The organism is Lysobacter auxotrophicus, from assembly GCF_027924565.1.
Lineage (GTDB): Bacteria > Pseudomonadota > Gammaproteobacteria > Xanthomonadales > Xanthomonadaceae > Lysobacter_J > Lysobacter_J auxotrophicus.
On sequence record NZ_AP027041.1, the window covers coordinates 3,245,495 to 3,260,207 of the forward strand.

The following is a 14,713-nucleotide window of genomic DNA, read 5'->3' on the forward strand; positions in this document are numbered from 1 at the left end:
GCTATTGTGGGCCGATGCCGCCCCGTGTGCACCCCGCCGCCGGATTCGACGCAGCGCTGGTGGCGCAGGTGCTGGACGACGCGCTCGCCTCCGGCGTGCGCATATACGGCGTTTGCGGCCTGCAGGGCTCGGGGAAATCGACGCTGGCGAAGCAGGTCGCCGCGATGGCGCGTTCACGCGGCGTGCGCGTCGCGGTGCTGTCCATCGACGACATCTACCTGCGCCGTCGCGATCGCCTGCGCCTGGCGCGACAGGTCCATCCGCTGCTCGCCACACGCGGGCCACCGGGCACGCACGACGTAGCGCTCGGCTGCGACACGCTCGACGCCCTGCGTGCGGGCATGCCGGTCGCGTTGCCGCGGTTCGACAAACTCGCCGACACGCGCTTGCCGCCGTCGCGCTGGCGACGTGTGGGGGCCGTGGATCTGGTGCTGTTCGAAGGCTGGTTCCTGTGCACGCCGCCGCAGGACGACGACGCCCTGCGCGATCCGGTCAACGCGATCGAACGCGACGAAGACGCCGACGCGACGTGGCGCCGCTATTGCAACGACGCGCTCGCACGCGACTACCCCGCGCTGTGGTCGCGCATCGACCGGTTGCTGTTCCTGCAACCGCCGGACTTCGCCACGGTGCCGCAATGGCGATGGCAACAGGAGCAGGCCATGCAGGCGCGTCGCGCGGGATCGCGCGGCCTGGACCGTGCCGGCGTCGAGCGTTTCGTGGCCCTGTTCGAACGCGTGAGCCGACAGGCGCTGCGCACGCTGCCGGGCATCGCCGACCGGACCCTCCGGCTGGACGCGCAGCGGCGTCCCGTGGGCTGGGGCAGCGCTTAGAATCGGTGGCATGAACCCCGCGTCCAACCTCGTGCTCGTCGGCCCCATGGGCGCAGGCAAGACCTGCGTAGGACGCCGCGTGGCCGAGCGCTTCGGGCTGCGGCTGGTCGACGCCGACCACGAGATCGAACGCCTCGCCGGCGTGAGCATCAACACGATCTTCGAAGTCGAGGGCGAAGCCGGCTTCCGGTCGCGCGAACGCGCGGTGCTCGCGGCCTTGCTGGCACAGGACGGCCTGGTGCTCTCCACCGGCGGCGGCGCGGTGCTCGATCCGGACAACCGCCGGCTCATGCGCGAACGCGGCTTCGTCGTGCACCTGGAGGTGAGCGTGGAACAGCAGCTCGCGCGCCTGGCCCGCGATCGCAGCCGCCCGCTGCTGGCACGCGGCGACCGCGAGCAGGTGCTGCGCGAGCTGTCGGCTCGGCGCGCACCGCTGTACGCCGAAGTGGCCGACCTGGTGTTCGACACCGACGCGCACGACAGCGCCGCCGCGGCCGACCTGCTGGTCGCCCAACTCGACGTCCGATGGCAGCGCGCGACCGACACGCCGGCTTCATCGGCGCCGGCGGGACAATGCGCTGGCACGCTTCACTACGACGATGGCCCGCACACGCGGGGCCCCGCGTCCCCCACTCCGGAATTCCCATGAGCACCATGCGCACGGTCAAGGTCGATGGCGAGGCGCGCTACGACATCTGCATCGGACCGAACCTGCTGGGCGATTCGACGCTGCTCGCGCACGCGCTGCGCGGACGGCACGCGTTGATCGTCAGCGACGGCAACGTTGCGCCGCTGTACGCCGATCGTGTCGAAGCCACGCTGCGCGCGGCGCGCCCGGCGCTGACGATCGCCTCCTTCGTGATCCCGCCGGGCGAACAGGAAAAGACGCTCGCCCGTTTCTGCCAGGCGCTGGACGCGCTCGCGCAGCTGTGCGCCACACGCGATGCGACGGTGATCGCGCTCGGCGGTGGCGTGGTCGGCGATCTGGCCGGTTTCGCCGCGGCGTGCTGGATGCGCGGCATCGACGTCGTGCAATTGCCGACGACCTTGCTGGCGATGGTGGATTCCTCCGTCGGCGGCAAGACCGCGGTGGACCTGCCCGCGGGCAAGAACCTCGTCGGCGCATTCCATCCGCCGCGCGCGGTGATCGCCGACACCACCACCCTTCGCACGCTGCCCGGGCGCGAGCTGCGCGCGGGCCTGGCCGAAGTGGTGAAGTACGGCGCGATCTTCGACGCCGAATTCCTCACCTGGCTGGAACACCACGCCGACGCGCTGCTCGCCGGCGACGACGCGGCGCTGTCGGAGGCCATCGCGCGTTCGTGCGAGTACAAGGCCGAGGTGGTTTCGCGCGATCCCTACGAGCACGGCGAGCGTGCGCTGCTGAACTTCGGCCACACCTTCGGCCACGCGATCGAGGCCGAACAGGGCTATGCCGGCGCCGGCAGCGCCGCGCTCAACCACGGCGAGGCGGTCGCGGTCGGCATGGTGCTGGCGGCGCGGCTGTCGGCGGCGCTGGGCCACGCGCCCGCCGCGGACACGCACCGGTTGCAGGCACTGCTGCAGCGGTTCGGACTTCCCACCGTGATCCCGGCGGGCCTGGAACCCGAAGCGCTGCTGGCGCGCATGCGGCTGGACAAGAAGGCCGAGGCGGCGGGGCTGCGCTTCGTGCTGTGGGAGCGCGCGGGGCTGGCAAAGATCGTGTCCGGCGTGCCGGACGACCGCGTCCTGGACGTGCTGCGCGGCCGCTGACGGCGCCTCTCGTACAATCGCCTCCCATGCGACTGCTCCTGCAACAACGGCCCGACGGCCGCGAAGCGCCCCGCTTCGTGCAACTCATGCTCCAGCCCGACCTGCTCGGCGGCTGGACGCTGGTGCGCGAAAGCGGCCAGATCGGCGGACGCAGCACGCTGCGGCGCGAACAGTTCCTCGACCAGGCCAGCGCCATGGCCGCGCTGGAATCGGCGCGCGACCAGCAGCTCAAGCGCGGTTTCCAGCTGATGTTCGTGCAGGGCGCGGACGCGCCGAAGTAACCCCGCCAGCCGGTCCATCCGGCCGCATGCAACAGTCCGGTGCGCCACGGCGCACCGCCCGCGCGCGGCGCCAGCCGCGATAATGCCGCCCATTCCTGCGCCCCACGCGCTCCGCGTCGAAGGATCCACGATGACCGCCACGCCCCCGAAGAACGACCGTTTCCTGCGCGCCCTGCGGCGCGAGCCCGTCGACCGCACGCCCGTGTGGCTGATGCGCCAGGCCGGTCGCTACCTGCCGGAATATCGCGCCACGCGCGCCGCCGCCGGCAGCTTCCTGGGCATGGCGAAGAATCCGGAGCTGGCCTGCGAGGTGACGCTCCAGCCGCTGCGCCGGTTCCCGCTGGACGCGGCGATCCTGTTCTCCGACATCCTCACCGTGCCCGACGCGATGGGCCTGGGGCTGTACTTCGTCGAAGGCGAAGGCCCGAAGTTCGAGCGCCCCGTGCGCACGCACGAGGACATCGCCCGGCTCGCCGTGCCCGACATGGACCGCGAGCTGCGTTACGTCACCGACGCGGTGCGCACGATCCGTCGCGAGCTCGACAACGCGGTGCCGCTGATCGGTTTCTCCGGCAGCCCGTGGACGCTGGCCTGCTACATGATCGAAGGCGGCGGCAGCGAGAACTTCTCGAAGGTGAAGGCGCTGGCGCTCAACGACCCGGCGGCGATGCACCAGCTGCTGGAGGTGGTGAGCGACGCGGTCATCGCCTACCTCGACGCGCAGCGCCAGGCCGGCGCGCAGGCGTTGCAGGTGTTCGACACCTGGGGCGGCGTGCTGTCGCCGTCGATGTACCGCGAGTTCTCGCTGCGTTACCTGAAGAAGATCGCGCAGGCGCTTCCGCGCGGCGACGAGAAGACCCCGCTGATCCTGTTCGGCAAGGGCAATGGCGCGTACCTGGAAGAACTGGCCGATACGGGCGCCGAAGGCGTCGGCATCGACTGGACCGTCGGCCTGGGCGATGCCGCCCGTCGCACCGGCGGCAAGGTCGCGCTGCAGGGCAACCTCGATCCGGTGACGCTGTATGCGCAGCCGGAGGCGATCCGTCGCGAAGTCGGTCGCGCGCTCGACGATTACGCGCACGGCAACGGCGGCTCGCGCGAGGGGCACATCTTCAACCTGGGCCACGGCATGTCGCCGGACATGAGCCCGGACCATGTCGCCGCGCTGGTGTCGGCGGTGCACGAGTTGAGTGCGCGGTAGTTCGACGCGCTGTGGTTTGAAGCCCTTCTCCCATCGGGAGAGGGGTTGGGGTGAGCGGCGGGGCCAGCGGAAGCAGTTTCGGCGCTGAGGCGCGCTTTTGTAACCCGGGTAAGCGCAGCGCACCCGGGGTGGCGTGACCGGTCCCGGGTGCGCTTCGCTTACCCGGGCTACAAAAGCCCGCGGAACGCCTACGCCAGCTCCATCCTCGGCACGCTCTCCAGTAACGCGGCCAGCATCGCGCCGGTCACGGGTTTGCGCAGGAAGCCCTGGAAACCCGCCGCCATCGACTGCGGTTCCGCGTCGGCGTCGGCGCGGGCGGTGATCGCCAGCAGCGCGCGATCGAAACCCTGCAGCCGCAATTGCGAGGCCAAGGCGAGGCCGTCCATGCCCGGCAGGTCGAGGTCGAGCAGCGCGGCGTCGAACGTGCCGGTCGCCGCTTCGGCCAGCGCGGCCAGTGCGTGCGAGACGTGGGTGACCCGATGACCCTGCGCGCGCAGCAGGCCGCAGATCACCTCCGCCACCGTCGGATCGTCTTCCACCAGCAGCAGCGTCAGCGGGCCGCCGCGCGAGGCGAGCAGCGCGTGCGCGCCATCGCTCGTCTCCGGTGGCGTCGCGTGCGGCAACGGCAGCACGACGATGAAACGCGCGCCTTCGCCAGGCGCGCTCTCCACTTCGATCGAGCCGCCCATCTCCGCGGTGAGTTCCTGCGAGATCGCCAGGCCCAGCCCGCTGCCGCCGTAACGCGCGGCGGTGCGCGCGCCGTCGGCCTGTTCGAAGCGGCGGAACAGGCGCGCCTGCTGCTCGCGGCTGAGGCCGGGGCCGGTGTCGATCACCTCGAAACGCGCACCCTGCGGCGACAGCGCGCCGACGCGCAGCTCGACCGAACCGCGCTCGGTGAACTTGATCGCGTTGGCGAGCAGGTTCAGCAGGATCTGGCAGACGCGGTTCGCGTCGCCGCGCATGCCCAGCGGCGCGTCGTCGTCGACGATCACGCGGAAGGCCAGGCCGTTCTGCCGCGCCAGCGGCGCCATCAGCGTGGTGGCTTCGTCGACGACAGTGCGCAGGTCGAAGGCCTCGTCGGCCAGTTCCAGGCGCCCGGATTCGATACGCGCCAAGTCCAAGGCATCGTTCACCAGTCGCAACAGGTGGCGACCGGCGCGTCGGATCGATTCGACGTGGCCGCGCTGCTGGCGATCCAGCGGCGTATCCAGCAGCAGTTCGCTCATGCCCAGCACGCCGGTCATCGGCGTGCGCACTTCGTGGCCCAGGGTGGCGAGGAAGCGCGTCTTGGCGAGCGAGGACTGCTTGGCGATCTCGCGCTCGCGCTCCGACAGCTGCCACGCGTGGCGGCGCTTGAGGCGACGCCGGTACGCGTCGGCGCTCCACCAGCCGATCGCCAGCGCGATGCCGACGAAGGCCGTCATCGCGATCCACGTCTGCCACCACGGCGGCTTCGCGGTGACGGCGAGCGTCTGCGGCGGCGACCAGATGTTGTCCGCCGAACGCGCGACGATCTGCAGCGTGTAGTCGCCGGGATCCAGCTGCGAATACACGCGTTCGCCGCCGGCGTCCACGTCGACCCAGTCGGCGTCGTAGCCGACGAGGCGGAACCGGAACGCGTGGTTGCGCGCATCGTTGAACGAAAGCAGTCGCGCGACCACGCGCAGGTCGCGATCGCCGGGTTCGAGCACGATCGGCTGCGAGGGATCCAGCGGCGTGCGCACGTCGGCGCGGCTCACGGTGACGCTCTGCACCAGCAGGCGCGGCGGTGCGATGGTCGGGTGCACCTCGGGCGGCGCGAACGTCACCAGGCCTTCGGGCGAACCGACGAGCAGCCGGTCGCGCGCGCGGGTCATCACCGGGCGGCCGGGGAATTCCTGGCTCGACAGGCCATCGCGCACGCTGTACACGCGTACGGCGCGGCGCGTCGGGTCGATGCGCAGCAACCCGCGCACGGTCGTCGCCCAGACGATGCCGTCGCGGTCCACCGCGATGCCGTTGAGCGCGACTTCCGGCATGCCGGCGAGGCGGTCGAGCCGCTGCACGCGCGTGAGCTTGTCGCCGTTCCAGCGATACGCCTCGAGCACGCCGAGGCGGGCGATCCACACCTTGTCGCGGCCTTCCATCGCGAAACTCAGGATGGTGCCCGACGGCGCGCCCGGCACCGCGACGAAACGCCGCGCCATGTAATCCCATTGCGACAGGCCGTCGGACCACGCGAGCCACAACGCGCCGTTCGGTCCGGCGCCGATCTGCTGCACCGTGCCGCCCGCCGGCGGACCGCGCAGGTCGCCGGGCACGATCGATTCGATCCGCACGCCGCTCGCCGTGCGCGCCTGCACTTCGCCGCCCTGCCCCGCGCTCCAGACCAGGCCGTCGGGCGTCTGCGCCAGGTGGCTGGTGCCGGTCGGGCTGGGATCGCCCTCGTCCTCCGCCCGCCAGCGACGCAGCTGTCCGGTGCGCGGATCCAGTCGCACGAGGCCGTCGTGGTAGCTCATCCAGACGTAGCCGGCGCGGCCTTCGAGCACCGAATAGACGGTGTAGCCCTCGCTGAAATCGCGCGCCACGTGCTCGACCTCGCCGGTGCGCGGGTCGAAGCGGTCCAGCACGCCGCCGGTGCCGACCAGCCACATGCGGCCGTCGGCACTGGCCGCGATGCCGTTGACGGCGGCGTTGCCGAGCGAGGCCGGATCGTCGAGCCGGCGCGAATACAGCGCGAACTGGCGCCAGTTCGCAGGCACGTACCACAGCCCGTTGCCCGCGCTTCCGAACCACACGCCGCCCTCGCGATCCTCCAGCGACGAGGTCCACGACGGACGCACCATCCCCTGCGAGGCCGCGCTGAACAGCGGGACGTTCTGCAGCTTGCCGTTCTGTTCGATCCCCACGCCTTGCGGCGTGTCGAACCAGTACTGGCCGGCGTGGTCGCGCACGAGGATGTCCAGCACCGTCGCATCCGCGCCCAGCGCGCGGAACGGCGCCGCATCGAAACGGCCGTCCGCGGTGCGCATGCCGACGCCGCGCGGCGTGCCGAACCACAGTGCGCCATCGGGCTGCACCCCGACGGAATTGATCACCGGGGAGGCGAACGCCGTCGGCGGGATGCGGTCGAAATCGCGGCCGTTCCAGCGCGCGGCGCCGTCGCGGGTGGCGATCCACAACTCGCCCCTGGCGGTGGTGCGCAGCTGGCTGACTTCCAGGCTCGGCAGGCTGTGCGGATCGTCGGGCCTGGGCACGAATCGCGTGACGTGCCCGCCGGGCCCGAGGCGGTGCAACCCCGCCGACGCGGTACCGAACCAGATCGCGCCATCGGGCGTGGACGTCACCGACCACACGTTGTCGCTGCCGATGCCCGGCGTGTTGTGCGAGTCGTAATGGCGGAAGGTGCGGCGATCGGTGTCCAGCACCGCCAGTCCCGCCTGGCTGGTGCCGACCCAGATGCGGTTCTTCGCATCCACGTGGACCGACCACAGGTAGTTGTCGAGCAGGCCGTCGCTGGCGCGCCAGATGCGGAAGGTGATGCCGTCGTAACGCGCCAGGCCGTCGCTGGTCGCGATCCACAGGTAGCCGCTCTGGTCCTCGGCGATGCCGTTGATGCTGTTGGACGGCAGGCCGTCGGCGACCGTGAGCTGCCGCGGGCGCGGAATCGCCGGACCCGCCGACGCGACCGACCAGACGGCATGGCACACGGCGCACAACAGCAGCGCCCACAACACTCGGATCATTCGGTTCCCCCGTCTCAGGATGCACGTCTTACGTGGGTCGGACGGGATCGGCAAGGGGATTCCCGCATTTTCCGGCCGTTTCGACCCCTCCGGCCCGCGTACGCGCCTGCAACGGTTCGTTACGCCGCTCGCCCGCCCTGTTCACCCGGCTACGCCTAGAATCCCGGCATCGTCCACGCCGGAGAGCCCGATGCCGCATCGCCCCGCTCCGGCGCGGAAACCGACCGCCCCGTCCCCTTCCCTTCGCGTCTTCGCGCTCGCGATCGCGGCCTCGTACGCGATGCCGGCCGCGTTCGCCTTCGAGCCGCAGACCTGGGCGCTCGACCCGGTGCACACGCGCGTGCTGTTCGCCATCGACCACGCCGGTTTCTCCAAGGCCATGGGCACCGTGTCCGGCAGCACCGGCACGCTGGTGTTCGATCGCGACGACTGGACCCGCGCCCGGCTCGACGTGCGCGTGCCGCTGGAGCGGCTGGACCTCGGCGACGCCAAGTGGAACGACGCGGTGCGGGCAAGCAACCTGCTGGACACCCGGCGCCATCCCGACGCGCATTTCGTCTCCACGAAGGCCGAGCCCATCGACGCCAACCACGCGAAGGTCTGCGGCGAGCTCACCCTGCGCGGCACGACGAAGCCGCTGTGCATGGACGTCACCCTCAACGCGGTGAAGCGCCATCCGCTTCCGCCCTTCCGCCGCACGGCCGGGTTTTCCGCGACGGCCACGCTCAGCCGCGCCGAATTCGGCATGAGCGCCTGGCCGACGGTGATCGGCGATGCGGTCGAACTTCGCATCGAAGCCGAGGCCGAACGCGCGCGCGACGAGGCCGGAGCGAGAGACGATTCGATGTCGCCCGAGCCGTCGCCGGTCGAACCGGCCGAACCCGACACGCAATCCAACACGCAACCCGAGCCACAACCCGAGCCCACGCCATGATGTTGAGAAACTCCGCCGATCGCTGGGGTCCCGTCAGCCAGCTGCTGCACTGGCTGATCGTGCTGCTGATCCTGGGCCTGGGCGTGGTCGGCCTGGTCATGGTCGAACTGCCCAGATCGCCGCGCTGGTTCTGGGTGTACGACCTGCACAAATCCTTCGGCCTGACCCTGCTCGCGCTGGTCGTGGTGCGACTGTTGTGGCGTTGGTTCGCCGGCGCGCCCAAGCCCGTGCCGGGCACGCCGCGCCTGCAGGAACGCGTGGCGACGATCACGCACGTCGCGCTGTACGTGCTGACGTTCGCGGTCCCGCTGTCGGGCTGGCTGTACGACTCGCTGAGCGGGCTGCGTCCGCTGCGCTGGTTCGGCCAGTTCAAGGTGCCCAAGCTGGCCGATCCGAGCCAGGCGCTCGCGCCCGTCATGCGCGACACGCACGAATGGTTGTTCTGGGCGCTCATCGCCCTGGTGGCCGTGCATGCCGCGGCGGCGTTCTACCACCACCTGTTCCAGCACGACACGACGCTGACGCGGATGCTTCCGCGCCGTCGCGCCGCTTCCCCCGATCCGTCCCCCGTTCCGGAGATCCGTTGATGTCGATCAAGCACGCCCTGCTGGCGACCGCGCTGGCCGCGTTCGCCGTTCCCGCCTTCGCCGCCGATTACGTGCAGGCCGCGGGCTCCTCGCTGGTGTTCGCCAGCAAGTACGAAGGCGAAACCTTCACCGGCAAGATCCCCGGCTTCGCGACCAAGCTGAGCTTCGATCCGGCGCAATTGGCCACCTCCAAACTCGATGTCGCCATTCCGCTGGCCGGCGCGAGCACCGCCAACAGCGACCGCGACGACACGCTGCGCGGCGCGGAGTTCTTCTCGATCGCCAAATTCCCGCAGGCGCGTTACACCGCGACGAAATTCCGCAGCCTCGGCGGCAACCAGTACGCGGCCGACGGCACGCTGACCCTGCGCGGCGTCGCCAAGCCGGTGACGCTGACCTTCACCTGGACGCCCGGCGCGCAGCCGGTGCTGAACGGCAAGGCGACGGTGAAGCGCCTGGACTTCGGCGTCGGCGGCGGCGACTGGGCCGACACGGCGCTCATTCCGAACGAAGTGGCGGTGAGCACGAAGGTGGTGTTCGCGCCGGCGAAGTGATGCGGTGTTGTAGCCCGGGTAAGGCCAAAGGCCGCACCCGGGGAGCCGCTGCGATTACGCGCATCCCGGGTGCGCTTCGCTTACCCGGGCTACAAGAGCCGGGCTACCAGGGCCGCAATCAACGCGACAGGAACGCCAGCACCGTCGCCGCGTCGAACGGCCAGTCCAGCTCGACGCCGCGGGTCTCGTCGCGCAGCACCGGCACGCGCACGCCATAGCGCGCTTCCAGCGTGTCGTTGTCGTCGATGAACACGCTTTCGAATTCCGGCGCGCGCGCCTGCGCGAGCACGTCCAGCGCCAGATCGCACAGATGGCAATCGTCGCGCTGGAACAGCGTCAGCGGTGGTGCGACGGCGGGCACGTCCTGCATTGGCAATGCGCCGGAGTATGGCGGGGCGGGCCCCGCGGGCCGCGTAGAATAGCGGCAATTCCGGCGCCTCCGTCGTGCGCGCCGTGTCCTTTCCCGGAGCAGTACGTGGCCGTCAGCAGTTTCGACCTCTTCAAGATCGGCATCGGGCCGAGTTCCTCCCACACCGTCGGCCCGATGCGCGCCGCCGCGCGTTTCGTGCAGCGCTGGCTGCTGGAAGGCGGCAACGGCGATGGCAGCGACCTCGCCCGCACCGAGCGCGTGCGCGCCGAAGTGTTCGGCTCGCTCGCCCTCACCGGCCGCGGGCACGGCACCGACAAGGCGGTGCTGATGGGCCTGGAAGGCCACCTGCCCAACGAGATCGATCCGGACCTGATTCCGGCGGCGCTCGAACGCATCCGCGGCACCAGGCGTATCCGCCTGTTCGACCGCCACGAGATCGGCTTCGACGAGAAGCACGACCTCATCATGAACAAGCGCCAGAAGCTGCCGTTCCACACCAACGGCATGCGCTTCACCGCGTTCGATGCCGAAGGCAACGTGATCGCCACGCGCGATTACTACTCCGTCGGCGGCGGCTTCGTGGTGAACCAGGACGAGGCGGCCGAAGACCGCATCGTCGCCGACACGACGCAACTGCCGTATCCGTTCTCCTCCGGCGACGAACTGCTGGCGCGCAGCCGCGACAGCGGGTTGAGCATCGCGCAGCTGATGTACGCCAACGAACAGGTATGGCGCACGCCGGCGGAGATCGACGCGGGCCTGGACGAGATCTGGAACGCGATGCAGGCGTGCGTCGCGCGCGGCATCCGCGAGAAGGGCACGTTGCCGGGCGGCCTGCACGTGTCGCGTCGCGCGCCGGCACTGCACAACGAACTCGCCTCGCGCCCGGAAGCGGCGATGCGCGATCCGCTCACCACGCTGGACTGGGTGAACCTCTACGCGCTTGCGGTGAACGAGGAAAACGCCGCCGGCGGTCGCGTCGTCACCGCACCGACCAACGGCGCGGCGGGCATCATCCCCGCGGTGCTGCATTACTACGACCGCTTCTGCCCGGGCGCGGACATCCAGGGCGTGCGCACGTTCCTGCTGACCGCTGCGGCGGTGGGCATCCTCTACAAGGAAAACGCGAGCATCTCCGGCGCCGAAGTCGGTTGCCAGGGCGAAGTGGGCGTCGCGTGTTCGATGGCGGCGGCGGGCCTCACCGCGGCGATCGGCGGCACCTCGAGCCAGATCGAGAACGCCGCCGAAATCGGCATGGAACACAACCTGGGCCTCACCTGCGATCCGATCGGCGGCCTGGTGCAGATCCCGTGCATCGAACGCAACGCGATGGGCGCGGTGAAGGCCATCAACGCCAGCCGCATGGCGATGCGCGGCGACGGCAAGCACAAAGTGTCGCTGGACAAGGTCATCAAGACCATGCGCGACACGGGCCGCGACATGCAGGACAAGTACAAGGAAACCTCGCGCGGCGGGCTGGCGGTCAACGTCATCGAGTGTTGATGCCGTGTTGGTTCGTGGTGGATGACGGGTCGCTGGGGCGGCCCGTTTTCTTTTGGGTCGCGCGGACGCGTCGCCTCTGCTCTTGTAGCCCGGGTAAGCGAAGCGCACCCGGGACGGAGGAGTGGTCGCGCCCCCGGGTGCGCTTCGCTTACCCGGGCTACAAAGGCGCAGTGCGTTTGCGGTTGCTGTTGCTGCTGAACAACCCGCCCCGACCGCTCGGGCCGCCCTCGCCGCAACCAGCCCCCCGCCAGCCACCCACCCGCCCTCGCCCAGCCAACCGCCAGATTCAGTCCTAAAGTTCCCCGGCGCCCGGCCGATAGGCATTGAGACCATCGGTCTGCTTCTCTGGGGAGGGGAGCGGCATGCAGGGCAGCTACGACCTCAGGGCGATCGTCCTGTCGTTCCTCATCGCCTGGTTCGCGGGATTCGTCGCGATCCAGCTCGCCGGACGCGTGCGCAGCGCGACCGCGCGCCGTACGCCGTTGTGGGCGTGGGCGGGCGGCATTGCGTTCGGGCTGGGCATCTGGTCGATGCACTTCACCGGAATGATGGCCTTCCGCATGCCGCTGCCGATGGTCTTCGACGTGCGTCTGACCGCGCTGTCGGTGGTGCCGGCGGTGCTTGCCTCGGTGCTTGCGCTGTACGTGGCGGGCACGCGACGGCGCAGTTTCCCGCAGGTGCTGCTCGCCGCGGCGTTCATGGCGATGGGCATCTGCAGCATGCATTACATCGGCATGGCGGCGATTCCGTTCTCGCCCGCGGCGACGTATTCGCCGTTCTGGGTCATCGCCTCGATAGTCGTGGCGTTCGGCGTATCGCTGGTTGCGCTGCACCTGCTCGCGCGCTTCTCGTGGATCGGCAACGAGCCGCGCTTCGGCGTGCAACTCGGTGCCGCGGCGCTGATGGCGCTGGGTGTGTGCGGCACGCACTACACCGGCATGGCGGCGCTGCAACTCGCGCCCGGCGCGATGTGCGTGGCCGCGCCCGGCGCGGTGCCCGGCGACCAGCTCAACCTGGTGATCGTCGGCATCGCGCTGCTGTACCTGGCGGCCATCACCATCGGGTCGCAGCGCGACCTGCATGCCAGCGAGCAGCGCTTCCGCGCGCTCGTCGACGGCGCGCCCGGCGCGATGATCATCGTCGACGCCGACGGCCGCATCTCGCTGGCGAACATCGAAGCCGAACGCCTGCTGGGCTATTCGCGCGGCGAACTGGTCGGGCATCCCATCGAAGTGCTCGTGCCCGAACGCCTGCTGCCGCGCTGCCCGCAGGAACGCGCGCGCTTCCTGCAGGTGCAGCGGCGCACGCACCTGGGCGCCGGCGAACACGAACTGCATTGCCTGCGGCGCGACGGCATCGAAGTGCCGGTCGAGCTCGGGCTGAGCCCGATCACCGTGCAGGGCCGCAACCTCGTCGTCGCCTCGATCATGGACCTGACCGAGCGCAAGCAGGCGCAGGACCGCATCGCGCACCTGGCCTACTTCGACGCGCTGACCGGCCTGCCCAATCGCAGCCGCTTCGAAGTGCGACTCGAACAGGCGCTGGCGCAGCGCGATCCCGACGGCTTCGGCCTGATCTTCGCCGACCTGGACGGCTTCAAGGAGATCAACGATTCGCTCGGCCACAGCGCCGGCGATCGCGTGCTGGCGCAGATCGCACACCGCCTGCGCGAAGGCGTGGGCGAGCGCGGCGAAGTGTTCCGCTTCGGTGGCGACGAATTCATCATCCTGCTGCCCAGCGGTTCGCCGACGCGCGATGCGGGCATCGCCGAGGAACTGATCCGCCGCGTCGCCGTGCCGCTGTGGATGGAAGGCGAGCAGCTCGGCGTCACGCTCAGCCTGGGCAGCGTGCGCCATCCCGAACACGGCCGCGACCACGACCAGCTGCTAAAACGCGCCGACATCGCGATGTACCAGGCAAAGGGCGCGGGCAAGAACGTGCACCTGCGCTTCCTGCCGGACATGGAAGCGTCGGTGACGCGCCGTTTCGCGATGCTCAACGAACTGCGCAGCGCGCAGGAACTGGGCCAGCTGGTGCTGCTGTACCAGCCGATCATCGAACTGCGCAGCCGCCGCACCATCGGCGCCGAAGCGCTCGTGTACTGGGACCATCCGCGGCACGGGCGCATCACGCCGTCGACGTTCATTCCCGTCGCCGAAGAACATGGCCTGATCGAGCAGCTCGGCGAATGGGTGCTGGAGGAAGCCGTGCGGCAATCGGCCGCGTGGCGCGCGCGCGGGCTCACGCCGATGCGCATGGCGGTGAACGTCTCCAGCGCACAGTTCCGCGATGCCAACCGCCTTCGCAACGCGGTCGATCGCGTGCTGCGCCGTCATGGATATCCGGCGGACGGACTGGAACTGGAAATCACCGAGCGCCAGATCATGACCGACCCCGCGTCCAGCGTGGCGACGATGATCGCGCTGTCCGACCTCGGCGTCGCGATGGCGCTGGACGACTTCGGCACCGGCTATTCGAGCCTGAGCCATTTGCGCGAGTTCCCGCTGCGCAAGCTCAAGATCGATCGCGCCTTCACCGACCAGATCGATCGCGACACCGCGGGTCTGGCGATCGTGCGCGCGGTGGTCGAGCTGGGACGCAACCTGGGCATGCAGGTCGTGGCCGAAGGCGTCGAACGCGAGGCGCAAGTCGCCCCGTTGCTCGCCGCCGAATGCGCGCAGGTGCAGGGTTTCCTGTTCGGCGCGCCGATGCTCGCGTCGGACTTCGAGCGGCGCCTGCTGCGGCCGGTTCCGGCCTGAGTGCCATTCACGCCGCTGCGTGCGGCGTCGCAACATGCGGCGTGGTGCCCGCCCGCCTGTCCTGGCTGGTTTAACGATTGTCTGCAAGACATTCATTAAGCACGCGTGACGCAAGGCGCTTTCGCGTGTGATCGCGCGTCGCGTTCGTCGGCGCCAAGCGGCAATCCGCGCGAAGTGCGGAGGCAGTCACGGATCGACCGGATACCCGCTGACA

The 14,713-nt window shown here is 70.0% G+C and carries 11 protein-coding genes and 1 pseudogene; 10 read left to right on the top strand and 2 right to left on the bottom strand.

The genetic code is table 11. The features are described 5' to 3' along the window. The first annotated feature begins 14 nt into the window (after positions 1–14). The 5 genes and pseudogenes from LA521A_RS14795 (at position 15) to hemE (ending at position 4,067) form a co-directional block, all read left to right on the top strand. On the top strand, positions 15–833 hold the full coding sequence (locus LA521A_RS14795) for a kinase (protein ID WP_281779631.1): 819 nt from the start codon (positions 15–17) through the stop codon (positions 831–833). Between the two features lie 10 nt (positions 834–843). Beyond that, positions 844–1,368 (top strand): annotated as a pseudogene (locus tag LA521A_RS14800) (shikimate kinase); the annotation flags it as partial. Between the two features lie 110 nt (positions 1,369–1,478). Continuing rightward, positions 1,479–2,585, top strand: coding sequence for a 3-dehydroquinate synthase (aroB, locus tag LA521A_RS14805; protein WP_281779632.1), 1,107 nt, complete (start codon positions 1,479–1,481; stop codon positions 2,583–2,585). A gap of 26 nt (positions 2,586–2,611) precedes the next feature. After that, on the top strand, positions 2,612–2,866 hold the full coding sequence (locus LA521A_RS14810; RefSeq protein ID WP_115842577.1) for a WGR domain-containing protein: 255 nt from the start codon (positions 2,612–2,614) through the stop codon (positions 2,864–2,866). A 130-nt stretch (positions 2,867–2,996) separates the two neighbouring features. Next, a complete protein-coding gene (gene hemE / locus LA521A_RS14815; protein WP_281779633.1) occupies positions 2,997–4,067 on the top strand; it encodes a uroporphyrinogen decarboxylase in 1,071 nt (356 codons plus the stop codon). A 188-nt stretch (positions 4,068–4,255) separates the two neighbouring features. Here hemE and LA521A_RS14820 read toward each other — a convergent pair whose 3' ends face one another. After that, on the bottom strand, positions 4,256–7,792 hold the full coding sequence (locus LA521A_RS14820) for a ligand-binding sensor domain-containing protein (protein ID WP_281779634.1): 3,537 nt from the start codon (positions 7,790–7,792) through the stop codon (positions 4,256–4,258). 280 nt (positions 7,793–8,072) lie between these two features. Here LA521A_RS14820 and LA521A_RS14825 point away from each other — a divergent pair, with 280 nt between their 5' ends. The 3 genes from LA521A_RS14825 to LA521A_RS14835 are packed head-to-tail and all read left to right on the top strand — an operon-like array spanning position 8,073 to position 9,867. Further along, positions 8,073–8,726 (top strand): YceI family protein, encoded by a 654-nt coding sequence (locus LA521A_RS14825; RefSeq protein WP_281782109.1) that lies wholly within the window; start codon positions 8,073–8,075, stop codon positions 8,724–8,726. Beyond that, positions 8,723–9,313: a cytochrome b gene (locus LA521A_RS14830; protein WP_281779635.1), complete on the top strand. Its 591-nt coding sequence runs from the start codon at positions 8,723–8,725 to the stop codon at positions 9,311–9,313. Before LA521A_RS14825 ends, LA521A_RS14830 begins: the two co-directional genes overlap by 4 nt. Next, positions 9,313–9,867, top strand: a complete 555-nt coding sequence (locus tag LA521A_RS14835; protein ID WP_281779636.1) for a YceI family protein — start codon at positions 9,313–9,315, stop codon at positions 9,865–9,867. The genes LA521A_RS14830 and LA521A_RS14835 overlap by 1 nt, the downstream gene beginning before the upstream one ends. 118 nt (positions 9,868–9,985) lie before the next feature. On the opposite strand, the gene LA521A_RS14840 is transcribed toward LA521A_RS14835, so the two are convergent. Next, positions 9,986–10,237, bottom strand: a complete 252-nt coding sequence (locus tag LA521A_RS14840) for a glutaredoxin family protein (protein ID WP_281779637.1) — start codon at positions 10,235–10,237, stop codon at positions 9,986–9,988. Positions 10,238–10,342: 105 nt separating this feature from the next. Here LA521A_RS14840 and LA521A_RS14845 point away from each other — a divergent pair, with 105 nt between their 5' ends. Next, positions 10,343–11,740: an L-serine ammonia-lyase gene (locus LA521A_RS14845; RefSeq protein ID WP_281779638.1), complete on the top strand. Its 1,398-nt coding sequence runs from the start codon at positions 10,343–10,345 to the stop codon at positions 11,738–11,740. A gap of 362 nt (positions 11,741–12,102) precedes the next feature. Next, positions 12,103–14,499 carry an EAL domain-containing protein gene (locus tag LA521A_RS14850; protein ID WP_281779639.1) on the top strand — a complete coding sequence of 799 codons (2,397 nt, stop codon included), beginning with the start codon at positions 12,103–12,105 and terminating at the stop codon, positions 14,497–14,499. Positions 14,500–14,713 lie beyond the last annotated feature (214 nt).